Source organism: Aeromicrobium flavum (genome assembly GCF_007992115.1).
In the GTDB taxonomy this organism is placed as follows: domain Bacteria; phylum Actinomycetota; class Actinomycetes; order Propionibacteriales; family Nocardioidaceae; genus Aeromicrobium; species Aeromicrobium flavum.
This window is the reverse complement of sequence record NZ_BJZQ01000002.1, coordinates 193,854-220,622: the sequence shown is the minus strand read 5'-3', so window position 1 is coordinate 220,622 and position 26,769 is coordinate 193,854. Positions and strand designations below refer to the sequence as shown.

The 26,769-nt window shown below is 71.4% G+C and carries 24 protein-coding genes and 1 tRNA gene; 13 read left to right on the top strand and 12 right to left on the bottom strand.

All coding sequences use genetic code 11. From position 1 onward, the window contains the following. Nucleotides 1–38: 38 nt before the first annotated feature. From AFL01nite_RS04100 to AFL01nite_RS04090, 3 genes are all read right to left on the bottom strand, one after another. A complete protein-coding gene (locus AFL01nite_RS04100; RefSeq protein ID WP_146825890.1) occupies nt 39–857 on the bottom strand; it encodes a DivIVA domain-containing protein in 819 nt (272 codons plus the stop codon). A gap of 69 nt (nt 858–926) precedes the next feature. After that, nucleotides 927–1,817 (bottom strand): coiled-coil domain-containing protein, encoded by an 891-nt coding sequence (locus AFL01nite_RS04095; RefSeq protein ID WP_146825889.1) that lies wholly within the window; start codon nt 1,815–1,817, stop codon nt 927–929. Next, complete coding sequence (locus AFL01nite_RS04090; RefSeq protein WP_146825888.1) at nt 1,814–3,235, bottom strand: coiled-coil domain-containing protein; 1,422 nt, start codon at nt 3,233–3,235, stop codon at nt 1,814–1,816. The genes AFL01nite_RS04095 and AFL01nite_RS04090 overlap by 4 nt, the downstream gene beginning before the upstream one ends. A gap of 149 nt (nt 3,236–3,384) precedes the next feature. Here AFL01nite_RS04090 and AFL01nite_RS04085 point away from each other — a divergent pair, with 149 nt between their 5' ends. Then, nucleotides 3,385–4,416, top strand: a complete 1,032-nt coding sequence (locus AFL01nite_RS04085) for an NADP-dependent oxidoreductase (RefSeq protein WP_371862816.1) — start codon at nt 3,385–3,387, stop codon at nt 4,414–4,416. Between the two features lie 45 nt (nt 4,417–4,461). On the opposite strand, the gene AFL01nite_RS04080 is transcribed toward AFL01nite_RS04085, so the two are convergent. The 3 genes from AFL01nite_RS04080 to glnT all read right to left on the bottom strand — a co-directional run bounded on the left by AFL01nite_RS04080 (nt 4,462) and on the right by glnT (nt 6,969). Further along, nucleotides 4,462–4,534, bottom strand: a tRNA-Lys gene (locus tag AFL01nite_RS04080). A gap of 51 nt (nt 4,535–4,585) precedes the next feature. Then, a complete protein-coding gene (locus AFL01nite_RS04075) occupies nt 4,586–5,587 on the bottom strand; it encodes an alpha/beta fold hydrolase (RefSeq protein WP_146825886.1) in 1,002 nt (333 codons plus the stop codon). A 2-nt stretch (nt 5,588–5,589) separates the two neighbouring features. Beyond that, a complete protein-coding gene (gene glnT, locus AFL01nite_RS04070) occupies nt 5,590–6,969 on the bottom strand; it encodes a type III glutamate--ammonia ligase (protein WP_146825885.1) in 1,380 nt (459 codons plus the stop codon). A 120-nt stretch (nt 6,970–7,089) separates the two neighbouring features. Between glnT and AFL01nite_RS04065 the strand changes: the two genes are divergently transcribed. Further along, nucleotides 7,090–7,797, top strand: coding sequence for a TetR/AcrR family transcriptional regulator (locus tag AFL01nite_RS04065; RefSeq protein WP_146825884.1), 708 nt, complete (start codon nt 7,090–7,092; stop codon nt 7,795–7,797). A 120-nt stretch (nt 7,798–7,917) separates the two neighbouring features. Further along, entirely contained in the window at nt 7,918–9,225 is a 1,308-nt protein-coding gene (locus tag AFL01nite_RS04060) for an ammonium transporter (RefSeq protein ID WP_146825883.1), read from the top strand. A 51-nt stretch (nt 9,226–9,276) separates the two neighbouring features. On the opposite strand, the gene AFL01nite_RS04055 is transcribed toward AFL01nite_RS04060, so the two are convergent. Further along, nucleotides 9,277–10,752: a polysaccharide pyruvyl transferase family protein gene (locus tag AFL01nite_RS04055; RefSeq protein ID WP_146825882.1), complete on the bottom strand. Its 1,476-nt coding sequence runs from the start codon at nt 10,750–10,752 to the stop codon at nt 9,277–9,279. Nucleotides 10,753–10,894: 142 nt separating this feature from the next. Here AFL01nite_RS04055 and AFL01nite_RS04050 point away from each other — a divergent pair, with 142 nt between their 5' ends. From AFL01nite_RS04050 to AFL01nite_RS04025, 6 genes are all read left to right on the top strand, one after another. After that, the gene (locus AFL01nite_RS04050; RefSeq protein ID WP_146825881.1) at nt 10,895–11,752 is read left to right on the top strand and encodes a Rossmann-like and DUF2520 domain-containing protein; all 858 of its coding nucleotides are present in this window, start codon (nt 10,895–10,897) and stop codon (nt 11,750–11,752) included. Then, nucleotides 11,752–12,600 carry a pantoate--beta-alanine ligase gene (gene panC, locus AFL01nite_RS04045; RefSeq protein ID WP_146825880.1) on the top strand — a complete coding sequence of 283 codons (849 nt, stop codon included), beginning with the start codon at nt 11,752–11,754 and terminating at the stop codon, nt 12,598–12,600. The genes AFL01nite_RS04050 and panC overlap by 1 nt, the downstream gene beginning before the upstream one ends. Nucleotides 12,601–12,604: 4 nt before the next feature. Next, complete coding sequence (gene panD / locus AFL01nite_RS04040; RefSeq protein WP_146825879.1) at nt 12,605–13,021, top strand: aspartate 1-decarboxylase; 417 nt, start codon at nt 12,605–12,607, stop codon at nt 13,019–13,021. After that, on the top strand, nt 13,018–13,794 hold the full coding sequence (locus AFL01nite_RS04035; protein ID WP_146825878.1) for a type III pantothenate kinase: 777 nt from the start codon (nt 13,018–13,020) through the stop codon (nt 13,792–13,794). Before panD ends, AFL01nite_RS04035 begins: the two co-directional genes overlap by 4 nt. A 78-nt stretch (nt 13,795–13,872) precedes the next feature. Continuing rightward, nucleotides 13,873–15,249: an O-antigen ligase family protein gene (locus tag AFL01nite_RS04030; RefSeq protein ID WP_146825877.1), complete on the top strand. Its 1,377-nt coding sequence runs from the start codon at nt 13,873–13,875 to the stop codon at nt 15,247–15,249. Beyond that, a complete protein-coding gene (locus AFL01nite_RS04025; protein ID WP_146825876.1) occupies nt 15,243–16,568 on the top strand; it encodes a Wzz/FepE/Etk N-terminal domain-containing protein in 1,326 nt (441 codons plus the stop codon). Before AFL01nite_RS04030 ends, AFL01nite_RS04025 begins: the two co-directional genes overlap by 7 nt. On the opposite strand, the gene AFL01nite_RS04020 is transcribed toward AFL01nite_RS04025, so the two are convergent. Beyond that, on the bottom strand, nt 16,549–17,070 hold the full coding sequence (locus AFL01nite_RS04020; protein WP_146825875.1) for an acyltransferase: 522 nt from the start codon (nt 17,068–17,070) through the stop codon (nt 16,549–16,551). The genes AFL01nite_RS04025 and AFL01nite_RS04020 overlap by 20 nt on opposite strands. Before the next feature lie 134 nt (nt 17,071–17,204). On the opposite strand from AFL01nite_RS04020, the gene AFL01nite_RS04015 reads away from it, so the two are divergent. Next, on the top strand, nt 17,205–18,149 hold the full coding sequence (locus tag AFL01nite_RS04015; RefSeq protein ID WP_146825874.1) for a WcbI family polysaccharide biosynthesis putative acetyltransferase: 945 nt from the start codon (nt 17,205–17,207) through the stop codon (nt 18,147–18,149). Here AFL01nite_RS04015 and AFL01nite_RS04010 read toward each other — a convergent pair. The 3 genes from AFL01nite_RS04010 to AFL01nite_RS04000 all read right to left on the bottom strand — a co-directional run bounded on the left by AFL01nite_RS04010 (nt 18,115) and on the right by AFL01nite_RS04000 (nt 22,014). After that, entirely contained in the window at nt 18,115–19,314 is a 1,200-nt protein-coding gene (locus AFL01nite_RS04010) for a hypothetical protein (RefSeq protein WP_146825873.1), read from the bottom strand. The genes AFL01nite_RS04015 and AFL01nite_RS04010 overlap by 35 nt on opposite strands. Continuing rightward, nucleotides 19,311–21,173, bottom strand: coding sequence for a glycosyltransferase (locus AFL01nite_RS04005; protein ID WP_186813800.1), 1,863 nt, complete (start codon nt 21,171–21,173; stop codon nt 19,311–19,313). The genes AFL01nite_RS04010 and AFL01nite_RS04005 overlap by 4 nt, the downstream gene beginning before the upstream one ends. A 115-nt stretch (nt 21,174–21,288) precedes the next feature. Next, a complete protein-coding gene (locus AFL01nite_RS04000; RefSeq protein WP_146825871.1) occupies nt 21,289–22,014 on the bottom strand; it encodes a glycerophosphodiester phosphodiesterase in 726 nt (241 codons plus the stop codon). Nucleotides 22,015–22,144: 130 nt separating this feature from the next. On the opposite strand from AFL01nite_RS04000, the gene AFL01nite_RS03995 reads away from it, so the two are divergent. Together AFL01nite_RS03995 and lysS are read left to right on the top strand one after the other, a co-directional pair. Beyond that, complete coding sequence (locus AFL01nite_RS03995) at nt 22,145–22,726, top strand: 1-acyl-sn-glycerol-3-phosphate acyltransferase (protein WP_186813799.1); 582 nt, start codon at nt 22,145–22,147, stop codon at nt 22,724–22,726. A gap of 70 nt (nt 22,727–22,796) precedes the next feature. Next, a complete protein-coding gene (lysS, locus tag AFL01nite_RS03990) occupies nt 22,797–24,254 on the top strand; it encodes a lysine--tRNA ligase (protein ID WP_146825982.1) in 1,458 nt (485 codons plus the stop codon). A 6-nt stretch (nt 24,255–24,260) separates the two neighbouring features. On the opposite strand, the gene AFL01nite_RS03985 is transcribed toward lysS, so the two are convergent. Then, on the bottom strand, nt 24,261–25,607 hold the full coding sequence (locus tag AFL01nite_RS03985; protein ID WP_146825870.1) for a dipeptidase: 1,347 nt from the start codon (nt 25,605–25,607) through the stop codon (nt 24,261–24,263). 144 nt (nt 25,608–25,751) lie between these two features. Here AFL01nite_RS03985 and AFL01nite_RS03980 point away from each other — a divergent pair, with 144 nt between their 5' ends. Then, the gene (locus AFL01nite_RS03980) at nt 25,752–26,765 is read left to right on the top strand and encodes a heme-binding protein (protein WP_146825869.1); all 1,014 of its coding nucleotides are present in this window, start codon (nt 25,752–25,754) and stop codon (nt 26,763–26,765) included. The last annotated feature ends 4 nt before the right edge of the window (nt 26,766–26,769 follow it).

Sequence of the window (26,769 nt, the reverse complement as noted above, 5' to 3'; positions counted from 1 at the left end):
GATCCTCCCAGCATGTGGGACGAGACGGGGCGCAGGGGTCAGGCGCGCTTGGCGGGGACCTCGAACAGGGCCGCCTGCGGCTGCTCGGCGTCCTCGCCGGTCAGGTTCGCCAGCGCGCGGCGGACGTTCGCGAGTTGGGCGTTGATGCTCTCGTGGCGGCGCTCGATCTCGGCGACCTCGCGCTCGGCGTCGAGGCGGATGCGCTCGGCCTTCTCCTGGGCCTCGGTGACGATCGCCGTGGCCTCACGGTGAGCGGCGTCGGCACGCTCGCGGTCGAGGCGCTCGGCCTCCACGCGCTCGGCCTCGGCCTTCGCGCGGCGCGCGGCGATGTCCTGCTCGTGCTCGGCGACGGTGCGCTCGTGCTCGGCGTTGATCCGGTCGAGCTCGGCCTGGGCGGCGTCGGTGACGCCCGCGGCCCGGTCCGTGGCGGTCTGCAGGATGCGGGCGGCCTCCTGGTCGGCGGCCTCGCGGGTGGCCTGGGCGTGGGCCTCGGCCTCGGCGCGGGTCGTGGCGGCGTACTCGTCGGCCTCGGTGCGGGTGGTGACCGCGTACTCGTCGGCCTCCTTGCGGAGCTTGCGGACGGCGTCGGCGGCATCGGTGCGCTGCCGGTCGACCTCCTTGGAGGTCTTCTTGCGCAGGTCGGCGGCCTCCTGCTCCGCGAGGCTCAGGATCTGGCCGACCCGCTCACCCAGGTGGGAGAAGTTCGGCTCGGTGACGGCCGCGAGCCTCTCCTCGACCGCCGCGATCTGCTCGCGCAGCCCCTTCTGGTGCTCCTTCAGGGTGGCGATGTGGGCGTCGACCTCGGCGGGGTCGTAGCCACGGAGAACGGTCTTGAAGGACGAAGTGGAGGAGCTCATGGTGTGACCATTGTTTCAGAGTGGACAAGTCCTGTGCAGGGCTCGGGGCCCACCGTTCGGTCGGTTGCGTCACACGGCCGAGGTGTCCTTCGAGCTCGTCGGAGCACCCGTGAGGCTGCTGAGCATCTGGCGCAGGTTCGCCAGCTGGTCGTTGATGCTGTCGCGGCGCTGCATCGCCGCGGCGACCTCGCGCTCGGACTCGGCGCGGATGCGGTCGGCCGTGGACTTGGCGTCGTTCACGAGGGTCGTGGCGCGCGCCTGGGCGTCCTCGAGCACCCGGCGGGCCTCGCGCTCGGCGTCGGCGCGCTCGGCCGCGGCGGCCGCCTGCTGCTCGGTGACGCGCCGCTCGAGCTCGTCGAGCCGTGCCCGGTGCTCGATCTCGGCCTCGCGGAAGGACTCCTCGGCCGCCTCGCGACGCTCGGCCATGGCGATCTCGAACTCCGCGTTGGCGGCGGCGGCCCTGGCGCGCTGCTGCTCGACGAGGACCTCGGCCTGCTGGCGCTTCGTGGCGGCCTCGCGCTCGGTCGTGTCGAGCAGGTCGGCGGCCGTGGCCCGGGCCTCCTCGACGGTGCGGCTGGCCTCGGCCTCGGCGTCGGCGCGCGTCGTGTCGGCGTGGAGCTGGGCCTGCTCGCGCAGCCGGCGGAGCTCGTCCTCGGCCGAGGTGCGCTGCGCCTCGAGCTCGGCCTCGGCGGAGGCGCGCAGCTCGGCGGCCTCCTCGCGCGCCAGCGTCAGGACCTGCACCATGCGCTCGCCGAGGTGCTCGTAGGACGCCGGCTCCTGCGGAGCCTCGGGGACGGGCTCGGGTGACTCGAGTGCGGATGCCTCGGCGTTCCGGGCGGTCTCGGCGTTCTCGGCGCGCAGGCGCTCGATCTCGTCCTCGAGGTGGGTCAGGCGGGCCTGGACCTGCGCGGGGTCGAAGCCGCGCAGCACGATGCGGAAGTCGGCGGTGGACTCGGTCATGCGGATGGGTTCTCCTCGGTGGGGTGGCGGTCGGTGTCGCCGGCGGACAGCACGGTGATCACGTCGGACAGCCGGGTCAGCTCGTCGGCGGCACGGTCGCGGGCGGTGAGGACGTCGTCGGCCTCGGCCCGGGCCCGCTCCAGCAGGTGGCGCGCCTGCTCCTTCAGCTCGGCCGCCTGCTCGCGGGCCTCGGCGAGCACGCGGGCGGCCTCGTCACGGCGGGACCTGCTCTCGCGCAGGGCGTCGCGCTGGGCGGTCAGGACCTCGTCGCTGACCTTCTCGCGCAGCATCCGGGCGCCGGCCTCGGCCTCGGCCAGGCGCCGTGCGGCGCGCTCGTGGGTGGCCTCGGCGAGGGAGTCGGCCCGGGTGCGCACCCGGGTGGCCTCCCGCCCGGCCTCGACGAGGATGCGCTCGGCGCGCTCCTGCGCGTCGGACAGCACGTCGTCGGCGGCGCCGGCCAGGTCGGCCGCGGCGGACTCGGCGGCGGCGAGGTCGGCCTGCAGGCGGGCGCGTACCTGACCGGCGAGCGTGCCGACGGTCCGGCGGGTGCGACGCAGCAGGGCGGCGGCGTCGCGGTGGCCCTGCTGGCGCATCCGCTCCGCCTCCAGGCGGCCGTTGCCCAGCAGCAGGTCGATCGTGGCGCGGGTCTCGTCGAGCTCGGCGCGGGCGGCGGCGATCGTGCGCCCGGACTCGGCCTTCGCGTCGTCGGTGCGGGAGGCGGCCTCGGCACGGGCGTCGGCCAGCAGGCGGTCGGCCTCCGCACGGGAGCGGTCGGCCTCGTCGATCGCGGCCTCGACGACCATCTCGGCGTTGCGGCCCGCGGCCTGCGAGATCTCGAGCGTGTGCTGCTCGGCCTCCAGCACGATGCGCTCGACGTACTCCTCGGCCTCGGCGGTGCGGCGCTGGGCGTCAGCCTCGGCGGTGGCGACGAGCTCGGTGGCGCGGCGTCGGGCCTCGTGGGTGACGTCGTCGGCCTTCTCGCGCGCCTCCGCCAGCAGCCGCCCCGCCTCGACGGCCGCCTCGGTGAGCAGGGCGTCGGCACGCTCGCGCGCACCGGAGACCGTGGCCCGGGCGTCCTGCTCGGCGCTCTCGCGGCGGTGCTCGGCGTCGCGGACCAGGTACGTGGCCTGCTCGCCGGCGTCGGCGACGATCGTGGCGGCATCCTCCGACGCACGGTCGAGCTGCTCGGCGACGGTGGCCAGCTGGGCCTGCGCCACGTCGCGCACCTGGCGGGCGTCGTCGTAGAGCAGGCGGGCCTCGGCCTGCAGCCGGCGCGCCTCGGTGATCATCTGCTCGGCCTCGGCGGCGGCCGAGGACTCCAGCTCGGACGCCACTTCCTGCGCGTGCCGCAGCAGGTCGGCGACGCCGCGCGCCTGCGCGGTGGCGGGTCCGGAACCGGTGGAGTTTTCTGCCGACATGGTCTGCTCAGTCTCCCACGCGGAGACCCCTGTATTGAAGGGCGAGACGGGCCTTTTCGGCGCGTGAGACGTCGTTCGCCCGCGCGTGGAGGCAGGGCGCGTGCTGGTGGCTCGACCTACGATGTGGGGGAAGTGACCTGCCACCGACCGTGAGGACGAGCATGACCATCACGACCCGCGAGATCCACCTCGCCCAGCGACCCACCGCCTTGCCCGGTCCGGAAACGTACCGGTTCGTCGAGCGCGAGTTGCGGGAGCTGCGCGACGGCGACGTGCTGGTCGAGAACATCGTCCTCACGGTCGACCCGTACATGCGCCCGCGGATGAACGACGTGAAGTCGTACGTTCCGCCGTTCAAGCTCGACCACGCCCTCGACGGCGGCGCCGTCGGGGTCGTGGTCGAGTCGCGCTCGGAGGCGCTGCCGGTCGGCAGCATCGTGAGCCACGGCCTCGGCTGGCGCGAGCACGCCGTGCTGGCGGGCCAGTACGCGAAGAGGATCGAGCTGAACGGCCTGCCGTCCTCGTACTTCCTCGGCGTGCTGGGCATGCCGGGCATGACGGCGTGGGCCGGGCTGTTCGACGTGGCGGGCTTCCAGCCTGGCGAGTCGGTGTTCGTCTCCGCGGCCGCCGGCGCGGTGGGCAGCCTCGTGGGCCAGTTCGCACGCCTCGGCGGCGCCGAGCGCGTGGTCGGCAGCGCCGGCTCGGCCGGGAAGGTCGCGCTGCTGGTCGACGAGCTGGGCTTCGATGCCGCGATCAACTACCGCGACGGCGACGTCATGGGCCAGGTCGGCGCCGCGTTCCCCGACGGCTTCGACGTGTACTTCGACAACGTGGGCGGTGACCACCTCGAGGCTGCGCTCGAGCACATCAACGAGCGCGGGCGGATGGCACTGTGCGGCTCGATCTCCGGGTACAACGACCCGAACCCGACCGGCCCGCGCAACATGTTCAAGGCGGTCGGCAAGCGCTTGACGATGCGGGGGTTCATCGTCGGTGACCACGAGCACGTGCGGCCCGAGTTCGAGCGGAAGGTCGGCCAGTGGCTCCGCAGTGGCGAGCTCACCTACCGCGAGACCGCGTGGGAGGGCCTCGACGCCATGCCCGACGCGTTCGTCGGCCTGCTCACCGGCAAGAACACGGGCAAGGCGATCGTGCGCCTGCGCGAGGATCCGACGTCCTGACCGGCTGAGCACTTGCCGGCCCCGGAATGCGCCACTCGACGGCGGTGGGCCCCGTGGGACTCGAACCCACAACCCGCGGATTAAAAGTCCGCTGCTCTGCCAATTGAGCTAGAGGCCCGCGCCGCCGGCGCGGGGACCAGTCTGCCAGTCGACGGAGCGATCGCCACGTTCAGTCGCCGAGCAGGTCGCGCACGGCGCGGGCGATCGCAGTCGTCTCGGCCTCGCGCACCCCGGGCCGTCCGGCGACGTGGCCGAGGTTCGAGTCCAAGGGGCGCAGCTCGGCGTTCGGCACCAGGCTCGCCTCGACGGTGGCGTCGGCCACGGTGAAGTACAGGTCGGTCGTCGAGGGCATGACGATCGTGCGCGCCGAGACGCCGGACAGCGCGCTCTCGTACCCGCCGCGGCCCCGGCCGACGTCGCCGGTCTGCCACGTGTCCATCATCGCGAGCAGGTCGTTCGCGTCCCGGGCGGCGTGGTCGTCCGCCCAGTCCTGCAGGACCGCGTCGAGGTCCCGGTAGCCCAGGGCGCGGTGTGCGCCGTCGTGGAAGAAGTCCCGCGAGTAGGCCCAGCCGGCGTAGACCCGTCCGAACGCGCGGAGCCCGGCGACCGGCGGTGCGGCGTAGGCGCCGCCCGCGAACGTGGGGTCGGCCTGCAGCGCGGCACGAGCCCCCTCGAGGAAGACGTGGTTGTGGGGCGAGCACCGCGCCGCCCCGCAGACGGCCAGCAGGGCATCGACGCGGTCCGGACGGCTCGCGGCCCACTCGTACGCCTGCATCGCGCCCATCGACCAGCCCATGACGAGTCGCACCCGGCCGATGCCGAGGTGGTCGAGCAGCAGCGCCTGGGCGGAGACCTGGTCGGCGACCGTGACGGTCGGGAACCGTGGACCGGCCCATGGCTCGGGCGCGTTCGACGGCGAGGTCGACACTCCGTTGCCCAGCATGTTCACGACCACGACGAACCAGCGGTCGGTGTCGAGCACGCGGCCCGGACCGATCCACGGCTGGTAGCTGTCGTGCGTGCCCGTGTAGTAGCTCGGCACGAGGACGACGTTGTCCCGGTCGGGCGCGAGCGTCCCGTGCGTGACGTACGCGAGCTCGGCCCGCAGGCTCGCGCCGGACTCCAGGGCAAGGGAGTCCAGCGCGAGCCGTCGCGGCGTGGAGACGGTCATCCTCAGAAGAACCGCAGGTAGCGCTCGGTCTCCCAGGAGGAGACGTGCGACTGGTAGGACTCCCACTCGGCCCGCTTGAGGTCGATGAAGGAGTTGTAGAGGGCCTCGCCGAAGACCTCGCGCGACAGCGAGTCGGCCTGGAACTCGTCGATCGCCTCCGAGAGGTTGCGCGGCAGCATGTCGATGCCGAGCTCGGCGATCTGCGCGTCGGAGTACTCGTACATGTTCTCGCGGTGCGGCGCGCCCGGGTCGATCCGCTCGCGCACGCCCTCGAGCCCCGCGGCCAGGATCATCGCGGCGCCCAGGTGCGGGTTGCAGCTGATGTCCGCGGCCCGGCACTCGACGCGGCCGCCGGCGAGCGGGACGCGCAGCATGTTGGTGCGGTTGTTGTCGCCGTAGCTGACGAAGACCGGGGCCCACGTCGAGCCGGACGTCGAGCCCTTGCGGACGAGGCGCTTGTAGCTGTTGACGGTCGGCGCGATGACCGCGCTGATCGCCTTGGCGTGACGCAGGATGCCGCCGATGAAGTGGTACGCGATCTCCGAGACGCCGACGCCCTTGGTGTCGTCGCCCTCCTCGAAGAGGTTGGCGCCGGTCGCGAGGTCCTTGAGCGACATGTTGAAGTGCGCCCCCGAGCCCGTGCGGTCGGCGAAGGGCTTGGCCATGAACGAGGCGAAGTGGCCGTGCTTGCGGGCGATCTCGCCGGCCATGAGCCGGAAGAAGGTCACCCGGTCGGCCATCGTCAGGGCGTCGGAGTAGGTGAAGTCGATCTCGAACTGGCCGCGCGCGTCCTCGTGGTCGAACGAGTAGACGTCCCAGCCCAGCTCGTCCATCGCCTCGACCAGCTCGGTGAGCCACGCGAAGTTGTCGAGCGTCGTGCTGAGGTCGTAGCAGGGCTTCTCGGCGGTGTCGCGGTCCGAGACCTCCTCGACACCGTTCTGGCCCTCCTTGAGGATGAAGAACTCGGTCTCGATGCCGAGGTTGAAGCCCAGCCCCAGCTCGGCGGCGGCGTCGAGCTGGCGCTGCAGCACGTGCCGGGAGCCCGCCTCGTAGGGCGCGCCCTCGGTGTACAGCGTCGAGGGGAAGAGGACGACCTCCGGCTTCCACGGCAGGCGGAACCCGCGAGCGAGGTCGGGGTGGGCCGAGACCTCCTCGTCGCTGATCTCCTGGGGGACGCCGTCGAGTGCCGCGCCGGTGAAGAGCTCGGAGCCGCCCGCCATCTGGGGCAGGTGCCCGATCGGGACGACCTTGCCCTTGAGGCGGCCGTGGACGTCGGTGAAGCCGGCCATCGCGTAGCGGACGCCGGAGGCGGCCAGCTCGGCCTGGAGGGCGGTGGCGTCGACGACCGGGGCGGTCGAGGGAGTCGTGTCGGTGGCGCTCATGGGGGTGTCCTCCTGCGATACGGTTTCAATGACTTATCGAAAGAGTGCCCGCGGGATATTTCGATAGGGCATTGAAACTGTTGCCGGGAGGTTAACTCCGCGGCCGAGCCAGGAGGCGTCATGACCGAGAGCCCCGCAGTCCCGACGCGATCGGTCGGCCGCCCGCGCCGCACGGGCACGGCGGGGCAGGATCCGCGACAGGAGATCCTCGACGCGGCCTCGCGACTGTTCGTCGAGCGCGGCTACGCCGCCACCACGATGACGGAGGTCGCGCGCGCCGTCGGCCTGGGCCAGTCGTCGATGTACTACTGGTTCCGCTCGAAGGAGGACCTGCTGAAGGCACTCGCCAGTGCCAACCGCGAATCGCTCGAGGTGGCCGAGCGACTGGCCGGCACCGACGTCCCTGCGGCGGTGCAGCTCTACGCCGTGCTGCACGCGGACGTCCGCCAGATGTGCGGCGGCACGCTGGACTTCTACGACCTCGAGCGCGTCGCTCGTGCGCAACCCGAGACCTTCGCCGAGATCCTCGACGACTACGGCCGGCTGCGAGCGGCGATCGAGCGCATCGTCCGGGCGGGCGTGGACTCGGGGGAGTTCGCCCTTGCGGACGCGAGGCTGGCGGCCGTGGCCTGCCTTGCGCAGACCGAGGGAGTGCAGCACCGCTTCCGCGTGCCCACGCCCGATGCGGCCGAGCGGCCCGCGGCGCTGGAGGACCCGTCGTCGGCCGCGCGACTCGCGGCGACGACCGCCGTGCGGTCCCTGCTGACCGACCCGGCGCAAGTGGCCGACGTGGAGCGCCGGGCCCTGGCGGAGCTCGCGAAGGATTAACGGGACGGAAACAGATTCGATGCGTCATTGAAAAGTGCGGCTCGCACTCTTTCAATGGCGCATCGAATTCCTGATCGGTGCGTCAGCCCATCGTCCTGACCCCACCGGAGGCGCACGCCCATGGACCCGACCAACGCCGCCAACACCGCTTGGCTCCTCACCGCGATCATCGCGGTCATCCTGATGCTTCCCGGACTCGTCCTCTTCTACGGCGGCATGGTCTCGCGGCGCACCACGACCAACATGATGATGATGGTCTTCGGCGCCTTCGCCCTGACCGCCTTCATCTGGGTGGCCTTCGGCTACTCCGCCGTCTTCGGCGACTCGGTGGGCGGCCTGGGCCTCATCGGCAACCCCTTCGAGAATGCCGGGCTCGGCTCGCTGATGGTGGCGGAGGACGGCGAGGCGCTCCCGCCGCTGGCGCTCGCCACGATCCACCTGGGCTTCGCCGGCCTGACGATCGGCATCGTCGCCGGCGCGGCGGCCGACCGGATGAGGTTCGGCGCCTGGATGATCTTTGCCGGGGTGTGGATCGTGCTCTGCTACCTGCCGGTCGCGCACTGGACGTTCGCGTTCGACGGTGACGGCACGACCGGCGGCTGGCTGGCCAACGTGCTGGGCGCGGTCGACTACGCCGGCTCGACGCCGATTCACGTCAACTCCGGCATCGCGGCCCTCGCGCTGGCGATCGTGCTGGGCCGGCGGCGCACGTGGCCAGTCCAGCCCAAGGCGCACAACCTGCCGCTCGTGCTGGCCGGCGTCGGCCTGCTGCTGACCGGCTGGCTGGGCTTCGACGGCTCGGCCCTGGGGGCCGCGGACAACGACGCCGCCGTCGCGATCTTCAACACGCTCGTCGCCGCCTGTGCCGGCACCTGTGCCTGGCTCGTGGTGGAGAAGCTGCGCGACGGACACGCCACGACGCTCGGCGCGTGCTCGGGCGCGATCGCGGCCCTGGTGGCCATCACGCCGTCGTGCGGCACCGTGTCGCCGCTGGGTGCGCTCGCCGTGGGCGTCGTGGCCGGCGTCGTCTGCTACTTCGCGGTCAGTCTCAAGCAGCGCTTCGGCTACGACGACGCGCTGGACGTCGTCGCTCTCCACCTGGTGGGCGGCATCGTCGGAGCCCTGCTGATCGGCTTCATCGGACACCCCGACTCGCCGATCGGGGAGGCCGGCCTCCTCTACGGCGGCGGCATCGACCTGCTGGGCAAGCAGGCCGTGGCGCTCCTGGCGACGTGCGCCTGGACGTTCGTCCTGACGCTCGCGATCGCCACCGCCCTGCAGCGCACGATCGGCATCCGGGTCACCGAGGACCAGGAGCGCGAGGGTCTCGACCGGGCCCTGCACGCCGAGAACGCCTACGAGGACTTCGGTGAGATGGCGCACCAGCCGCGCGGTCACGCCGAGCGTCAGCACTACCTCGAGGTCTGACCCGCCAGGTGCACGAGCGTCCCGGACGAAAGCCGTCCGGGGCGCTCGTGCTCAGCCGCGGCGGACGAGCGAGAGCGTCTTGCGAGCGACGCGGACGAGGAAGCCGCGGAACGTCATCGTCTCCAGTCGGACGAGGCGCGCAGTGAGGTCGTCGATCCGCTCCTGCTGGCGCTGGATCTTGGCATCGCGCTGCTGAGCCAGACGTGCGGTGCGGGACCCCGCGCCCTGGTAGGTGGGGGTGTTGAAGGGGTACTCGTAGCGCTGTGGGTGGCGGGTCAGGTCGATCACCGAGGCGTGCCGCAGCCACTCCAGGCGCGACGCCACCTCGGACAGGTCGGGCGCAGCGAGCGTGTGCACGGCGGGCGGGAACATGGCCTCGGCCAGCCGGGTGTCGAACCGCGACGCGTCTCGCCCGGGCTGCCAGCGGTGCTCCAGGCCGTTGCGCTCGAGGAACGCCGCGTAGCGCTCGAACCGCTCGGGCATGGCCTCGTTGAAGGCGGTCAGGTCGGTGGCCTCGTACAGCTCGTCGACGCTCACCGGCTCGTCGAAGTGCGGCTGCAGGCGGTGCGGCATCCGGTGGTACTCGGCCAGCTCGAGGGTGCGCGAGTCGTGGGCCAGCATCAGCGCGGGGGTGCCGGCGAGCAGGGCCGCGACGTTGCCGTGGAACCGGGTGCCGTAGACGAAGTCCTGCTGGGCGAGGAAGTCGTACCAGGACCAGGTGTCCACGAAGAGCCGCATCCGGTCCTGCTGGTAGAGCGGGTGCCGCAGGTGTGTGGGCGCGAGCGGGTCGGCGACGTGGGGGTGGGACACGCCCCACAGCAGCAGGCGCAGGTCGTGCTGGTCCTGCCCGACGTAGGTCAGGTGCGGGTGCCGCTCGGCCTGCTCGGTGGCGAAGGCGCCGATGCCCGGCACCTCGGGCGTGAGGTTCAGGCCGAGCGCCGATTCGCGGCCGAGGGCCTCGACCTTCCGGTGCACCTCGTGGTCGGGTCCGTGCAGGAACAGCGACGGGCAGCCGATGACGTCGACGGCGTCGCCCGGGAACCCGAGGTGGACGAGGAAGTCGCGGGTGAACTCGCCGCGCACGCCGATCGAGGCCGAGCGCTCGAGCACGGCCGCCACGAAGCGCTGCGTCACGTCGCGCACGCCGTCGAGCGCATCGAACGAGCGGTCGGCGGGGGCCTGGGCGCCGATGCCGATGACCGTCGTCGGGATCGTCAGCTGCTCGATCAGCCGGGTGAGGTTCTCGAGCTTGTCGGCGAAGTCGGCGCGGAACGAGTTCGCCATCGGGATGACGAAGTGGTCGAACTCCTCGTCGATGCGCGCCGCGTCGTCGGCCGAGGCCGCACGGCGCTCGCTCAGCGTCGAGTTGGCGACGAGCTCGTGAGGTGCGACGTCGAGCGCCTTCCACACCGAGTGCTGGAACAGGAAGTTCCCGCTGTTGGAGTTGAAGACGTCCTGCGTCAGCGTCGTCTCGGGAGCGACCGCGGTGAACGGGTCCTTGCCCGCACGGATCAGGAGCCGAGCCATGGCGTCAGTGTGGCAGAGGGCCGGAGCAGGGCGCGTCTGTGTCGGTGGTCACACCGCATGGTGTCGGCCGGAGCGCGGGAGTACAGTGACGACGTCACTTTGTCTGGTACCCGCTCCGGGACTGGAACGAAAGGCAACACACATGTCGCACCCCAGCGTGGGTGTGGTCGGCGCCGGCCGTGTCGGTGCTGTCCTCGCCGCCCGGCTCCAGCGAGCCGGTCACCATCTCGTCGGCGTCAGCGGTCGTTCGGCCGCCTCGCAGCTGCGCGTCCAGACGCTGCTCTCCGACGTCCCCGTGCTCGAGCCCGCCGAGGTCGTGGCGCGTGCCGAGATCGTCATCGTGGCGGTGCCCGACGACGCGCTCGCCGGCGTCGTGGCCGAGCTGGCTCCGCACGCCGGTCCGGGCCGGCTCATCGCCCACACCAGCGGTCGCCACGGCCTCGCCGTCCTGGCGCCCTTCGCCCGGACCGGCGCCCGCACCATCGCGATGCACCCCGCGATGACCTTCACGGGCACCGAGGTCGATCTCGACCGGGCCTGCGTCTTCGGCGTCACCGCCGACGCGGCCGACCGTGACGTCGCCGAGACCCTCGTGGCCGCCCTCGACGGCTCGGTGATGTGGGTCGACGAGGCCGACCGCGCGACCTATCACGCCTCGCTCGCGCACGGCGCCAACCACCTGACCACGATCGTCACGCAGGCGATGGACCTGCTGCGCCAGATCGGCGCCGACGACCCGGCCGCCGTGCTGCGACCGCTGCTCACGGCCGCGCTCGACAACACGCTGGCCTACGGCGACGCCGCCCTCACGGGCCCGGTCGCCCGCGGCGACGTCGACACCGTCCGCGCGCACGTGGCCCACCTGGCCGATCCCTCGGTGCGCCGCACGTACGCCGCCCTCGCCACCGCCACCGCCGACCGCGCCGAGTCCACCGGCCGGATCGACACCGACACGGCCGACGCCGTCCGCACGGCCGTCATCCGCGAGAAGGTCCGCTGATGCCCGCCGTCGTCCGCACCGTGGCCGAGCTGCGCGCCGCCACGGCCGCCGCCGGCACCGTCGCGCTCGTCCCCACGATGGGCGCCCTGCACGACGGCCACGCGAGCCTGATGCGCCACGCGCGTCCGCTCGCCGACACCCTCGTCGTGTCGATCTTCGTCAACCCGACGCAGTTCGCGCCGGGGGAGGACCTCGACGCCTACCCCCGCACCTTCGAGGCCGACCTCGAGCGCTGCGCGGCCGAGGGCGTCGACGTGGTCTTCGCGCCCACGGTCGAGCAGATGTACCCCCACGGGCTCGAGGACCAGATCACGGTCGACCCCGGTCCGCGCGCGACCCTCCTCGAGGGTGCCCAGCGCCCCACGCACTTCCGCGGGGTGCTCACGGTCGTGGCCAAGCTCTTCAGCCTGGTCCGGCCCGACGTCGCCGTCTTCGGCGAGAAGGACTACCAGCAGCTGAGCCTGGTCCGCCTGATGGCGCGCGAGCTGTGCCTGGGCGTCGAGGTCGTGGGCTGCCCGACGGTCCGCGAGGCCGACGGCCTGGCCATGAGCTCGCGCAACCGCTACCTGAGCGGGTCCGACCGCGAGCGTGCCGCCGCGATCTCGGCCGCGCTGCGCGCCGGCGTCGACGCCGGTCCCGACGGCCCCGAGGCCGTCCTCCATGCTGCCGAGAAGGTGCTGGCCGACGCCGGCATCGACCCGGACTATCTCGTGCTCACCAGCCCCGACCTCGGACCGGCCCAGCCCGGCCGGGAGGCGCGGTTGCTGGTGGCCGCCCGGGTGGGCCAGCCGCGCCTGCTCGACAACTGCGCGGTGTCCCTCGGGAACCCCGCCGACGGAGGGAAGTGACGCGATGCTGCGCACCATGATGAAGTCCAAGATCCACCGCGCCACCGTGACGCAGGCCGACCTGCACTACGTCGGCTCCGTCACCGTCGACGAGGACCTGCTCGACGCGTCCGACATCCTGCCCGGTGAGCTCGTGCACATCGTCGACGTCACGAACGGCGCCCGCCTGGAGACCTACACGATCGCCGGCCCCCGCGGGTCGGGCGTCATCGGCATCAACGGCGCCGCGGCGCACCTCGTGCACCCGGGCGACATCGTCATCCTGATCGCCTACGCGCAGGTCGACGACGCCGAGGCCCGCGAGCTGCAGCCCAGCGTCGTGTTCGTCGACGCCGACAACACGATCGTCACGCTCGGCCACGACGCCGCCGACGTGCCGGCCGACTCCGGTCTCATGCGAGGCGACCTGGTGACCGTATGACCCTGCTGGCGATCGACGCCGGCAACGCGGAGACCAGCATCGGGCTGTTCGACGGTGACGAGCTGGTCGCCGACTTCGTCGTGGCGTCCGACGAGCGGCGCACCTCCGACGAGTGGTTCCTGGTCGTCGACGGATTCGTCCGTCGGGCCGGGCTGCCGCCGATCGACGAGATCGCGATGTGCTGCACCGTGCCGGCGCTGCTGGTGGCGCTGCGCAAGGCGTACCGGCGGTACTACGCCGACGTGCCCGTGTGGGTCGTCGGCCCCGGGGTCAAGACCGGCGTGCCGATCCACACCGACAACCCGCGCGAGGTGGGCACCGACCGGGTCGTCAACGCGCTGGCCGCCCAGGAGCTCTACGGCGGGCCCGCAATCGTCGTCGACCTGACGGGCACGGCCACGGTCATCGACGCGATCGACGCCGAGGGCCGCTACCTCGGCGGCGCGATCGCCCCGGGCGTCGAGGTCTCGCTGGACGCGATCGTCCGGCGCAGCGCCCAGCTGCGCAGCGTCGAGATCTCCGCGCCGCGCGACGTCATCGGCAAGAACACCGTCGAGGCGCTGCAGTCGGGGATCGTCTTCGGCTTCGCCGGCCTCATCGACGCGATCGTCGAGCGGATGATCGAGTCGCTGGGCGAGGACCCCGAGCACGTCTCGGTCGTCGCCACCGGCAGTCACGCCGCCGTCGTCCTCAGCGAGTGCGAGACCATCACCGCCCGCAACCCCGAGCTCACCCTGCTCGGCCTCGCCCTCGTGGCGGCCCGCAACCGCTAGCTGCTGCTGCGACCCAGGTCACGCGGACGTTCCGTCGTTCGGGGTCTACGCCAGGACCCGCGGATCTACTCTGGCACGGTGCAGATCGCCCTGATCCTGACGGGAGTCGTCCTTGTCGGATGGTTCATCGTGCAGCGGTCAGTGCTCCTCGTGCCCGCGGTTGTCGTGCTGGCGTTCCTCGCCGTGCCCGCGAGTCTGCCCTCGGCCGTCACGCTCGGCCCGTTCAGCGCCCAGCTGCATGAACCGGTACTCGCGGTCGCCGTCGTGTGGGCCGTGGCGACGCACCGAGGGTCGTCCTATGCGGGGATCCGGATCGGGGCGCTCCTCGTCCTGCTCCTCTTGGGGGCGATCTCCGGGGTGCTCCACGGCAATGGGCTCGTACCCCTCATCGGCGACCTACGGCCCCTGATGTACCTCATCGGCGCCATGGTGGTGGCGTCACGCCTGGTCGGCACCCCGGTGTGGCCGACGGTCCTGCGGACGGTCGTCCTCGTGCTGTGGGTCTCGGCGACGGTCACCGCGGCGGGTAGCGTCGCCGGTCTGACGGTCGCGGGCCAGATCGAGAGTGCCAGTCTCTCCGACCCTCTGGCCGCCGCAGGAGCAACCCGGCTCGTCACGTCCGCCACGTACCTGGCCGTCGCGGCCCTGTGCGGAGTCATCGCGGAGGCGGTCGCCGGGCTCCACCCGCTCCTCTCGCGCTGGTATGTCGTCGTCCCTGCCAGCGCGATCATGGTGTTGAGCTTCTCGCGGAACAACCTTCTGGCCCTCCTGGCAGCCGTCGTCGTGGCGATTCTGTGGGCGCGCAGCGCACGTGCGCTGGTGTACACGTGCGGTGCGGCGATCCTCGTCGCGACCATCGCCGTCACCCTTCACGTCGGGTCGCCGGTCATCGGCGAGGTGCCGGGTGGCGCCTATGTGAATCGGCAGGTCGACGGCTACGTCGGACGGGTCATCGAGGGGTTGGGGGAGAAGTCGTTCTCCTCGGATCCCTCCGTCCTGTACCGGACCGACATCGAGAACCCCCACCTGATGCGTGCCTTCGGTGACAGTCCGATCGCGGGTCACGGCTTCGGTCACGCCTACAAGGCGCCGATGAGCTCGCAGAACGTCTTCTTCCAGGACGCAGCGAGGTACTACGCCCACAACTACTACCTGTGGTTGGCGGTGAAGACCGGCATCGTCGGATTGCTGCTCTTCATCTTCGCGCTGGTCGCCCCCATCGCCGCTGCGATCCAGACGTCGAACCGAGACGCCCTCGGTCCCGCTGCCGCGCTCGCCGGCCTGCTGGCGATCTCCGTCGTGGGGCCGATGCCGAACAACATTCCGACCTCGACGCTGGTGGGCCTGGTGGCCGGCGCCCTCGTCGGAATCCTGGGCATGGTGCAGTCCCGGCGGCCCGCGAGCACGAACACGATCCTTCCAGCGCAGTCGAAGAAAGAGCCGGTGCCATGTTGATGCACGAATACGTCGCAGTGCTGCTCCGTCGGTGGAAGACGTTCTTGGTGTGGTTGCTGCTCGGCGGCTCGTTGGGCTGGGGCGCGGCAGTCGCGATCCCGACGGAGTACACCGCCAGCACCTCGCTGTTCGTGTCTTCGAGCGGCGCGGACCCGATGCAGGACTACCAGGGCGGGTTGCTGGCTCAGCAGCGTGTCAAGTCCTACGCGCTTCTCGTGACGAGTGCGCCCGTCCTCGATGAGCTGGCGAAGGAGCGGGGTGAATCGGTCGAGATGCTCGCGGAGCGCATCACGGCCACGGCTGAGCTGGAATCCGTCCTGCTGACCATCGCGGCGACGGAGGCGACGGCTCAGGGAGCGAAGGAGCTGGCCGCGGGGGTGGCGGCACGGTTCATCGACTACCAAGCCGATCTCGAGACGGCTCGTGGCGACGGTCCGGGCACGCTTGACGTCCGTGTCGGCGCGCCCGCCGTCGTCCCGTCATCCCCGTCCTCCCTGTCGCTGGCGACGTTGGTGGGCGTGGGCCTCGTGCTGGGCGCGGCAGCGGGGGTGGCCGGGGCCCTGCTGCGGGACCGGCGCGACACCCGAGTGACGCCGTCTCGCCTCGCCCGGGCCGCGCTGCCCATGCCGCTCGTCGGAGTGCTCCCGAAGGAGCGTCATTCGCGGGGTCCGCGTATGCCGTGGGACTCCCTGCCCCCGGGCGATTCGCGCCGCGAGGCGGTGCTGTTCATGGGGTCGGCGCTCGAGCACCTCTCGCGGTCCTCGTCGCCCGTCGTCGTACTGACTCCTGCTGGGGTCGACGTGTCGATGGCCCCCACGGTCACGGACGTCGCCCAGGCGTTGGCTTCACGGGGGCATCGAGTTCTTCTCCTCGTGGGGCCTCGGCAGTCGGGGGCCCTGGCCCGCGCCTTGGGCGTCGAAACGGTGCCGGACCAGCCGTCAGGGTCCGAGGGGAGGCCGTGGTCGGACGGGGTCGTCTCCGTCGCTGAGCGCATCGACGTGCGCTTCGCGACGAACGAGGCGACGGCCGGCCTCGCAGACGGCGCGGCGCTCGAGCGGTTCATCGCCGATGCGCGTCAGAGCCACGACATCGTGCTGGTGTGCGCCCCCGCGGTGACGGGTTCGGCGGAGGTGGCGGAGGTGGCGCTCGTCGCCGATCTCACCGTCGTGCTGGCGCGTCACGGGTCCACCCGGGCCGAGGAGGTCCACCGTGCGGTGGGCGCGCTCGGGCGGCTGGGTGTGGAGCGCGTCGCCCTCGGGGTGGTCGCGGTCCCGCCGTCGTCCCTCGACGACTACGAGTTCAGTCCAACGGCCGGATGAAGCGGGCGGGCACGCCCGCGTAGACGCCGGGTGTCTCGAGCGATTTGGTCACCAGCGATCCCGCCCCGACCACCGTGCCGGGTGCGATGGTCACCCCCGGCATGACGGTGCAGTTCGCGCCGATCCACGCCCCGGCGCCGATGACGATCGGCGACCCCTGGAGATCGCCCCATCGGCGGGTGCTGTCGCTGATGGCATGGCTCGAGGTGATCAAGGTGCAATTGAAGGAGACACCGGCGCCCGGCTCGATCGTGATGGGGGCCGTCAGGTCGAGGAACGTGCGGTAGCTGACCCCGGCTCCCTCCCCGAGCGTCAGTCCGCGCCAGCCTCCGATGAAGACACCCGCAAAGACGATCGCCTTCGGATGGACGTCGTGGCCCGCCAGGCGCAGCAGCCGCGGCCGAAGGGCGCGCGGGATGAACGAGCTCCCGATGAACACGTTGAGGATGCCGTCCCGCAGCGGCTCGCGGAATTGACGCAGCACACGGCGGACGAGCGACATGGCGCGAGTCTAGGTGGAGGGGCCGGTGCCCGTGGCGGCTCTCGTTGTGATCGACCTCATAAGTCGGATCGGTCGCTTTCGCCGCTGCGATCCCGCCCCGCCGACACAATCGTGCGTAAGTGAGAGGAACTTTCATGGGCGTGCGCACATGGGTGAAATCGGCGGAGTTGCAGGTCGGTTCGCGGATGTCCTCCGCGCGGCCCACGTTGGTCGCCTACGGCAACTGTCAGGCGGAGGCCGTCGCGAAGATCCTCGCGAGGTACCCCGATGTCAACGATCGGTTCCGGGTCGTCCGGATCCCTGCCGTGCACGAGATGCGCCCCCGCGACATCCCCGCCGTGCAGCGCCACGTGGCCCAGGCGGGACTCATCGTGACGCAACCTGTCTCCGACGGCTATCGAGGACTGCCCCTCGGTACCCGCGAGATGCTGGACATCGCCCCGTCGAGCGCCCGTGTGGTGACGTTTCCGTCGATCCAGTTCTCGGGCCTGCACCCGTACCTCGCCGCAGTTCACCACGGAGCTGACCGAGTGGCGGTTCCTGCCCCCGTCGTGCACTACCACGACCTTCGCTTCGTGGCTGCTGCCGCGCGGGGGTTGCGGGGGAGGGAGGCGGAGCAGTTCGTGGCGCGGTTCGAGAGCGATCCGGACGAACTGCGCGCCAACGCCGAGGCGTCCGCCGAGCGGTTGGCCGCGCAGGAATCCGAGGTCGACGTCCAGGTCGCCTCGCTGCTGGAACCCATGACCTGGGACCTCATGTGGACGAACAACCACCCCAGCAATCGGCTCCTGATGCCCGTGGTCGACGCGGTCCTCCTGGCTGCCGGGATCGGGCCCGTCCCCGTTCCGTCCATCGTCGAGCAGCTTCAGTTCGTCGTGGCACCCCTGCGGGCTGACGTCAGCGCGGCGCTGGGACTCCCCGTCGTCCGCACCGGCTGGCGGGTCATGGGCCGCGAGATCCGCGACGCCGAGCTTCTCGCGGCGCACCTGGACTTCTACGCTGCACAGCCGGATCTGCTCGCGGCAGCGGTCCGTGAGCACGGGGTCAAGCTGGAACGGTGGGGGATGGTCGCCGCCTGAGAGCGGCGAGCACCAGCGCCAGGAGGACGATCCACTCAGTCAGCGCGATGGCGACCGACGCTCCGAGGCTCTGGTGAGCAACGCTCAGCGCGACCACCGTCGGCAGTCCGACGGCAGCACCGAGGTGCGAACTCATCGCCATGGCCTTGGTCCGGCCCAGAGGCGCGAGCACCTGGAGCACCAGCCCCGCTGCAGCACCGATCGCCACGAGTGCGACGGCGTGCGCGGCCACGAGTCCCGTGGTCAGCCCCGTGACGCCACTGAAGAGATGGCGCTCTAAGGCGGGCCGGCCCGCCACGAGAACGACTGCGGCGATCACGCCGAGTGCGGACATGACCGCCACGCCTTGCCGCTGACGGCGCAGCGAGGGGACGCCGTCGACGAAGACCCAGCTCTGCAGACCCGCAGCCACTGAGACCAGAGCGTTCGAGGCCAGCAGGCGCAGGCGGTCCGCAGCAGCGAAAGCCGGGACGGCGGACGGCGCCAGCAACGCGACCAGGGGCACGGACAAGCCCACATACGCGGCGGTCGAGACCCGTGCCAACGAGAGGTGAGCGTCCTGGGCGATGAATCTCTTCGCCCGGGACCACGCGATGCCCTGCCCGCCACGAGCCAGCATGACTGCTCCTGCCGCCGCGCTGACGGTAGCCACCGTGATCATGGCCACCGGATAGACCAGCTCGTCCGATGTGTCGCGAATCAGCACGCTGGCGACCAGGGCGGCGAGCACCTTCGGCCCAGCGTCGAGGAGGGCGACCCAACGAGCCGAACCGATCGAGATGAAGTACCACAGCGGTCCGAACGACCACGCGGCCACGCCGACGACCATGACGGCCGCGGTACGGCGGTGATCCTCGGGGGCGAGCGTCGCCGCGACACCGGCGAACAGGGCGGTCAGTGGAAGACCGATGAGGGTTCGCGCCGTCAGGGAGGCGCGGTAGAGCGTGGGGCGGTCCTCTTCGGCCGCGAGCAGCGAAGGTCCCAACGTGCCCCAGCCTCCTGTCGTGATCGCGAGGACGACGAACCCGAGGCTCTGTCCGATGGCGATGGCTGACCATCCGTCGGCCCCGAGGTGACTGGTGATGCTCGGGACTGCCAAGAGGGGGGCGAGCGCGGAAAGGATGGGAAGTGCTCCGAACGACAGGACCCGCCGCCAGGGCATCATGAGCGCCCGGTCGGACCCGAGACGACACGACGCCACGCCTCGATCGTCACCTCGGTGTAGGCCGCGCGCCGATCCAGCAACTCGTCGAGTGAGGACTGCGACAGGACACGGGTGACAGCGGCGGCCCAGGACGTCTGGTCGTCCACCAGCCCTGGCCAGTGCTTGCCGAACAGCTCCTCGAGATTCTCGTGGCGCGGCCCGACGATCGGCACTCCCAACTCCAGGCACCGCGTGGCGACTCCGCTCTGGTAGAAGTGGTCGTAGGGGATCACGACGCACGCGGCGGTGCGGATCAGGTGCTCGAACTCGTCCTCGGGCACGAAGGCATCACGGACGGTCCACCCGGCGAACGAGGGCCAGCCGCGACCCACGACCTCCTTGGCGCGGCCGCCGAAGTCGTCCGCCCCGATCGCGACGACGGCCTCTGAGTTCCGGCTGTCCTTGAACTGCCCGAGAACGCGGATGGGACCACCCGAGGGCTCGGCGATGGACTCAGGACGGATCGGATGGGGCACCACGACGGGGTGGACACCTGTCATCTCCAGCAGGTCGCGGGCCGCGGGCTGACCGAGGCAGACGATATCGATCCGTCCCTTCTCGGAGAGTGCGCGGAACATGCGCCGAGGACGCAATCCGTGTCCCAGCTGTCGGCGCAGGGGCTTGGGGTCGTGGTTGATCAGGATCACGCGGTTTCGCACGGCCAGTGGCAGCAGGGTGAGGATGTCGTAGTAGCCGAAGGCGGGCCACAGGACGACGATCGTGCGGCCCTGGAGGCGGGCGGCGGCCCAGATCCGGTCGACGAGCAACCTGACGGTGGTCACGAGAAGCCGAGCGGTCGCCCCCTGCCCCTCGACGGAGCGCCCGAGCCTGGGATCGACGACCAGCGTCATGCCGACGGCGTGACTCAGCACGTATCGCAGCTCGCGCTCGAAGTGGCTCAGGGCCTCGGGCAGTGGGTTGGCCAACGTGACGAGGGTCGACGGAGACACGGACGGCCGAGGCCCGGTCACGCCGCGCCACCCGTCCCGGAGCCCCGCCAGTCGTGCGTGGGCTCGCTCGGGTCGGCCGGTGGCCGACTCGCGGAGCGCGGCAGCGACCTGACGGCCACTGAACGCCACGGACCGTGCTCGCCGACCTCGTCGTCGCCAGAGCAACAAGGCGTTCCGGGCGGCATAGTACGGAGGAGCGGTGCCGGTCTCCTGCGCGGCCCGTGCGCGGTTGGCGACGACGACCGGACCATGCTCGGCCAGACGGAGCGACATGTCGACGTCCTCCCAATAGAGGAAGTAGGACTCGTCGAAGCCGCCCGTGCGGTGGAATGCGGTCGGATCGGCCAGGACGCATGCGCCGTCGAGCCAGGCGGCGGTGCTGTGGTCCTCCACGCCGGGGGATGGGCGGTGCCCGGGACGTCCTGACCGGGTGAGGCTGCCTCCCGCGGACCACACGCCGCCGCTGGACGCGCGGGTCAGCACGGGCCCCACCTGCGCCGCGGCGCTGCGGCGCCGCACGGCGAGCATCTCCTCGACGCAGTCCTTCGCCAGCACCACCTCGTGCGTGAGGAACAGCAGCGGCAGGTCCCGTCGGCCGATGGCGTCGGCACCGGCGTTCATCCCGGCCCCATATCCACCATTCGTGGGGAGGATGAGAGCGTCGACGCCCCACCGTTCCGCGACCTTCTCGACCACTCCGTCGCGGGAGTCGTTGTCCACGATCACGACGCGCTGGGGTGGGACTGTCTGCGCCAGGAGAGAAGCGACCGTCTTCTCGAGCTGTTCGCCCAACCGGTAGTACAGGACGATGGCCGCGTACGTGCTCGGTTCGGACAGGTCGATCGACCCGGTGGGCGTCGCAGGCTCCATCGATTCCCTCGTCATCCCTTCGTCCCCGAACGAATGAGAGTCTGAGGGCTTTTCGACGGCAGCGCGGGAGAAGGGCCGAATTGTCGTGGTGTGAGGTTCGCTACTGCCTCGCGAGTCAGACCAGGGCGGGGCGAGCGGCCGCGACGTCGTTGGTGGTGATCGCGTCGACGCCGAGGGCGCGCAGGCGCTCGATCTGACGGGCGTCGTCCACGGTCCAGGCCGTGATCGTGCCGCCGGCCTCGTGCACCCGCTCGACCAGCCGCGCGTCCACCCGGCGGGCGTTGACGTGGAACTCGTCGAACAGGCTCAGGTCGTTCGCGGTGGGCTGGCGGCGCGAGACCAGGCCGACCGCGTGGTGCACGGGGAGGGCCGCCTCGGCGAGGGTGCGATCGAAGCTCATCAGCGTGACGCGGCTGCGTCCGCCCAGCTCGTCGAGCACGGCGCGCACGTACGCCCGCGGCTCGACCGGGGCGGGCTTCAGCTCGACCGAGAGCCGCACGTCGGTGCCCTTCAGGGCGTGCACGACGTCGCGCAGGGTCGGCACCGGGGTGCCCGCGAACTGAGGGCCCTTCCAGCTGCCGGCGTCCAGCCGGGCCAGCTCGGCGAGCGTGAACCGCTGCACGGACACGCCCACCTTGGACAGCTGGACCTCGCGCAGGTTCGTGGTGCGCATCGGGGACCGGTCGTGCATGAGCACGATCGACCCGTCGGCGGTGGGCTGGACGTCGAACTCGACGCCGTCGGCTCCCAGGCGCACCGCTTCGCGCAGTGCCGGGATGGTGTTCTCGGGGTGCGTCGCGCTCTGGCCTCGGTGGCCGTGGATCCGCAGTTCTCCGCTCATGGCTCCCACGATGTCCCGCCGACCTGACCGGGAGATGAACGCAGGCTGTGCTTCTGCACAACACCTCGCGGCGTCCCTGGGCCCGCGGACCGGCCCGGCCGGACCGGCCTCGGCGCGCTAATCTCCGGGGATGAGGATTCTGCGCCTGATCGCCGACGCGTACTGGTCCATCAGCCGGTGGAGCTTCGTCTCGGAGCCGCCCCCGAAGGGCTCGGGCATCCTGGTCGCCGGCCCGCACACCTCGAACTGGGACTTCGTGCTGATGCTGGCCATCGCGTGGAAGAGCGGCTTCCGCCCGTACTTCATGGGCAAGAAGGAGCTGTTCCGCGGTCCGGCGGGGCCGATCATGCGCGCCCTGGGCGGCATCGAGGTCGACCGCAAGAACCCCATCGGCGTCGCGGAGGACCTCATCGAGCGGGCGAGGGCCGACGACGACTTTCAGGTCGTCATCACGCCCGAGGGCACCCGTGGCAGCGTCGAGCGCTGGAAGTCGGGCTTCTACCGGATCGCCCGCGAGGGAGACCTGCCGGTCACGCTCGGGTACTGCGACAGCAAGACCATGACCGCCGGCCTCGGCCCCACGATCCACCTCACCGGAGACGTGAAGGCGGACATGGACGTCATCCGCGCCTTCTACGCCGACAAGTGGGGCGTCCGCCCCGAGCGCCGCGTCACGCCCCGCCTCGCCGAGGAGGACCGAGCGGCCGGGTGAGGCGGCGCGACTAGACTCGTGCCTCGTGACCCAGACGCCTGAGCTCCCCGAGGACGACCTGCCCGAGCAGATGCGGGTGCGGCGCGAGAAGCGCCAGCGGATGCTGGACGCCGGCGTCGATCCCTACCCGCTGCTGGTCGAGCGGACGCACACGATCGCCGAGATCGTCGCGGCCAACGATCCCGAGCAGCTCGGCCCCGACGCGCACACAGGCCAGGTCGTCTCGATCGCCGGGCGCGTCATCTTCCTGCGCAACACCGGCAAGCTCTGCTTCGTGCGGCTGCGCGAGGGCGACGGCTCCGAGGTCCAGGCCATGCTGTCGCTGGCCGAGGTGGGCGAGGAGTCGCTGGTCGACTTCAAGGCCCTCGTCGACCTGGGCGACCACCTGGCCGTCGCCGGCGAGGTCATCACGAGCCGCCGCGGCGAGCTGTCGGTCATGGCCACCGGCTGGAGCATCGCCGCGAAGACGCTGCGGCCCCTGCCGGTCGAGCACAAGCCGCTCTCCGACGAGGCCCGCACCCGGATGCGCTACCTCGACCTCATCGTCCGCGAGGACGCGCGCCAGAACGTGCGGGTGAAGGCCGCGGTGCTGAAGTCGCTGCGCGCCACGCTCGACCGCCACGGCTACATCGAGGTCGAGACGCCCGTCCTGCAACACACCAACGGCGGCGCCGCGGCGCGCCCGTTCCACACGCACCTCAACGCCTTCGACGAGCCGCAGCTGCTGCGCATCGCCCTCGAGCTGCACCTCAAGCGCTCGCTGGTCGGCGGCATCGACAAGGTCTACGAGATCGGCAAGACCTTCCGCAACGAGGGCGTCGACAACACGCACAACCCCGAGTTCATGATGCTCGAGGCGTACGAGGCGTACGGCTCCTACGACACGATGGCCACGCTGGTGCAGGACCTCGTCGTCGACGCGGCCCGCTCCGTCGGCAAGACGGTCGTCACCGGACGTGACGGCTCGTCGATCGACCTCGAGGCGCCGTGGCGTCGCGCGACGATCCACGAGCTCGTGACCGAGGCCACCGGTGCCGCGATCGACGTGCACACCCCCGAGGAGCAGGTGCGCGAGGTCGCCCGCGACCACGGCGTCGCCCTGCAGGACGGCTGGGGCGCCGGCGAGGTCGTGCTGGAGCTCTTCGAGAAGCTCGTCGAGCACACCCTGATCCAGCCCACGTTCGTGTGCGACTACCCCGAGGCGGTCCGCCCGCTGGCGAAGAAGCACCGCACCACGCCCGGCCTGGTCGAGGCGTGGGACCTGATCATCAACGGCGTCGAGCTGGCGCCGGCGTACTCCGAGCTCAACGACCCGGTCATCCAGCGCGAGCGGCTCGAGGAGCAGGCGCGGCTCGCGGCCGCCGGCGACCCCGAGGCCATGGACGTCGACGAGGACTTCCTGCGCGCCCTCGAGTTCGGCATGCCGCCCGCCGGCGGCATCGGCCTGGGCGTCGACCGGCTCGTGATGCTGCTGCAGGGCATCGGCATCCGCGAGGCGATCCTCTTCCCCGTGCAGCGGCGCGAGTAGGCCCGCTCAGCGCTGGGCGAGGTTGCGCAGCAGGAGCGCCTCGGCGAGGACGACGCGCTCGAACTCGGCCAGGTGCAGGCCCTCGTTGGCCCCGTGGGCCCGCGTGTCGGGGTCCTCGACGCCCGTCACCAGCACGCTGGCGTCGGGGAACGTCTCGAGGAACTCGGCGATGAACGGGATCGAGCCGCCGACGCCCATGTCGACCGGCGCGGTGCCGTCCCAGGCATCGGTGAAGGCGGCGCGGGCCGCGTCGTAGGCGGGGCCGGTCGCCTCGATCGCCGTCGCCTCGCCGGTGTCGACGACGGTGAAGCCGAGCTCGGCGCCCCACGGGACGTGCTGCTCGCAGTGCCGCCGCAGGCACGCGACGGCGTTGGCCGCGGTGTCGCCCGGCGCGATGCGCAGCGACACCTTGGCCCGCGCGGAGGGGACGAGCGTGTTGCTGGCGCCGTCGACCGCGGGCGCGTCGAGGCCAGTGACCGACAGCGAGGGCTTGGTCCACAGCCGCTCGACCGCCGAGCCGGTGCCGATCCACTCCACGCCCGGGTTGGCGCCGGACTCGGCGCGCAGGCGCTCCTCGGGGTACTCGACGTCGGCGGCCGGCCCGCGGTGCAGTCCTTCGACGGCCACGTCGCCGGCGTCGTCGTGGAACGAGGCGATGAGGCGGCTCAACGCGATCAGCGCGTCGGGCACGAGGCCGCCCCACATGCCCGAGTGGACGGCGTGGGTGAGGGTGCGGACCTCGACGTCGGCCCGCACCAGGCCGCGCAGGCTCGTGGTGAGGGCGGGGACGCCGATGTCCCAGTTGGCCGAGTCGGCGATCACGATCACGTCGGCCTGCAGCCGGTCGCGGTGGACGCGCAGCAGCTCGGGGAGGGTGTCGGAGCCGACCTCCTCCTCGCCCTCGACGAACAGGATGACGCTGACCGGGAGGTCGTCGCCGAAGACGCGCACGGCACCGAGGTGGGCGGCGATGCCGGCCTTGTCGTCGGCCGCGCCGCGCGCGTAGAGCCGCCCGTCGCGCTCGGTCGGCTCGAACGGAGGGGAGTCCCACTCGGCGCGGTCGTTCTCGGGCTGGACGTCGTGGTGCGCGTACAGCAGCACGGTCGGAGCGCCCGCCGGACCGGCCTTGTGGGCGATGACGGCCGGGGCGCGGCCGTCGTCTCGGGCGCTGACGACGTCGACCGTGTCGAAGCCCTCGGCACGCAGCAGCGCGGCCACGGCCTCGGCGCTGCGCCGCACCTCGCCGGCACGCGTGGGATCGGCGCTGACGGACTCGATGCGGACCAGGTCCTCGAGGTCCCGGCGGATCCCGGGGAGGAGGTGCTGGACCCTGGCGCGGATGTCGAGACTCATGGATCCAACCTAGGACGACGGGCCGACGCCGCCGGACGCGAGGTATCAGCCCTTCCCGGCCGCCCTCGTGACCGGTGACAGTCCGCAGGGCGCGCTCGGGGCGCCGGAGGCGGATCCCTTCGGAACCCGCAGAGGTGTCTCCCCATGATCACGAAGTCCGATGCACTCCACCAACGACTCGAGCCTCAGGTCCGCCACGTCACCGACGCCGTCCCCGGCGACGAGGACCTCGGTCCGTTCAAACTGCTGCCGGGCACGTGGTCCAACGAGCCGGGGCTGGTCGGCCGCGGCTGGAACATGATCGCGCTGCCGTTCAGCCCTCCCCAAGGTGCCGCGTTCCGCCCGCCCTACCGGCTGCTGATGAACCAGTTCAACGAGAACCTGGTCTTCGACCTCGTCGACAAGGCCGTCCCGAACCGGGGCATCGGTGCCGGCGCGGCCACGGCGGACCAGTTCCTCGTGACCCTCGACTACGAGCAGGGCGTCAAGCAGCTGATCGCCGAGGACTTCCCGTCGACGGGCCTGGGTGGCCCGCCGAAGGCCGCGATCCACCACGAGCCCGGCCTGTTCCTGCACATGACCGATCCGCTGAACGAGGACGCCACCGACATCGCGCGCCTCGCCACGATCCCGCACGGCGACTCGGTGCTGGCCATGGGCACCGTGAAGGTCATCGACGGCCCGCCGCAGATCCCCGCGCTGAACGCGCTGCCGCTCGGCGTCGAGCACGACGTCGACGCGAACCGGTACCTGCAGCCGTACAAGCACTTCCGCGACAACCCCTTCCAAGGGCTGTTCAACCCCATGGAGCCGACGGCCCTGCTCACCGCGGCCAACCAGGGGGTCGACATCGTCCGCACCACGGAGCTGACGTTCGACAGCACCCTGCCCACCGGCGGGATCTCGAACATCCCGTTCGTGGTCCGCCAGGCGAACGCCTCGGAGATGAAGTCGACGTTCTGGATCCAGGAGGTCCGTCAGGAGGACGGCACGATCGGCCTGCGCCTGCAGTACCTGCAGATCGTGCAGCTGGACTTCTTCGACCGCTTCGACGGCGGGCCGGGCAAGATCAAGTGGCCCCACGTCAGCATCAACACGATGGTCAAGCTGCCGCCCGCGGAGACTCCCGACCGGGCCTACGTCGTGATGCCGAGCTGACGGC

Coding starts and splice junctions, on each gene's coding strand:
- AFL01nite_RS04100 (WP_146825890.1), bottom strand. CDS start 857: ATGAGCTCCTCCACTTCGTCCTTCAAGACCGTTCTCCGTGGCTACGAC.
- AFL01nite_RS04095 (WP_146825889.1), bottom strand. CDS start 1,817: ATGACCGAGTCCACCGCCGACTTCCGCATCGTGCTGCGCGGCTTCGAC.
- AFL01nite_RS04090 (WP_146825888.1), bottom strand. CDS start 3,235: ATGTCGGCAGAAAACTCCACCGGTTCCGGACCCGCCACCGCGCAGGCG.
- AFL01nite_RS04075 (WP_146825886.1), bottom strand. CDS start 5,587: ATGACCGTCTCCACGCCGCGACGGCTCGCGCTGGACTCCCTTGCCCTG.
- glnT (WP_146825885.1), bottom strand. CDS start 6,969: ATGAGCGCCACCGACACGACTCCCTCGACCGCCCCGGTCGTCGACGCC.
- AFL01nite_RS04065 (WP_146825884.1), top strand. CDS start 7,090: ATGACCGAGAGCCCCGCAGTCCCGACGCGATCGGTCGGCCGCCCGCGC.
- AFL01nite_RS04060 (WP_146825883.1), top strand. CDS start 7,918: ATGGACCCGACCAACGCCGCCAACACCGCTTGGCTCCTCACCGCGATC.
- AFL01nite_RS04055 (WP_146825882.1), bottom strand. CDS start 10,752: ATGGCTCGGCTCCTGATCCGTGCGGGCAAGGACCCGTTCACCGCGGTC.
- AFL01nite_RS04050 (WP_146825881.1), top strand. CDS start 10,895: ATGTCGCACCCCAGCGTGGGTGTGGTCGGCGCCGGCCGTGTCGGTGCT.
- panC (WP_146825880.1), top strand. CDS start 11,752: ATGCCCGCCGTCGTCCGCACCGTGGCCGAGCTGCGCGCCGCCACGGCC.
- panD (WP_146825879.1), top strand. CDS start 12,605: ATGCTGCGCACCATGATGAAGTCCAAGATCCACCGCGCCACCGTGACG.
- AFL01nite_RS04035 (WP_146825878.1), top strand. CDS start 13,018: ATGACCCTGCTGGCGATCGACGCCGGCAACGCGGAGACCAGCATCGGG.
- AFL01nite_RS04025 (WP_146825876.1), top strand. CDS start 15,243: ATGTTGATGCACGAATACGTCGCAGTGCTGCTCCGTCGGTGGAAGACG.
- AFL01nite_RS04020 (WP_146825875.1), bottom strand. CDS start 17,070: ATGTCGCTCGTCCGCCGTGTGCTGCGTCAATTCCGCGAGCCGCTGCGG.
- AFL01nite_RS04015 (WP_146825874.1), top strand. CDS start 17,205: ATGGGCGTGCGCACATGGGTGAAATCGGCGGAGTTGCAGGTCGGTTCG.
- AFL01nite_RS04010 (WP_146825873.1), bottom strand. CDS start 19,314: ATGATGCCCTGGCGGCGGGTCCTGTCGTTCGGAGCACTTCCCATCCTT.
- AFL01nite_RS04005 (WP_186813800.1), bottom strand. CDS start 21,173: ATGGAGCCTGCGACGCCCACCGGGTCGATCGACCTGTCCGAACCGAGC.
- AFL01nite_RS04000 (WP_146825871.1), bottom strand. CDS start 22,014: ATGAGCGGAGAACTGCGGATCCACGGCCACCGAGGCCAGAGCGCGACG.
- AFL01nite_RS03995 (WP_186813799.1), top strand. CDS start 22,145: ATGAGGATTCTGCGCCTGATCGCCGACGCGTACTGGTCCATCAGCCGG.
- lysS (WP_146825982.1), top strand. CDS start 22,797: ATGCGGGTGCGGCGCGAGAAGCGCCAGCGGATGCTGGACGCCGGCGTC.
- AFL01nite_RS03985 (WP_146825870.1), bottom strand. CDS start 25,607: ATGAGTCTCGACATCCGCGCCAGGGTCCAGCACCTCCTCCCCGGGATC.
- AFL01nite_RS03980 (WP_146825869.1), top strand. CDS start 25,752: ATGATCACGAAGTCCGATGCACTCCACCAACGACTCGAGCCTCAGGTC.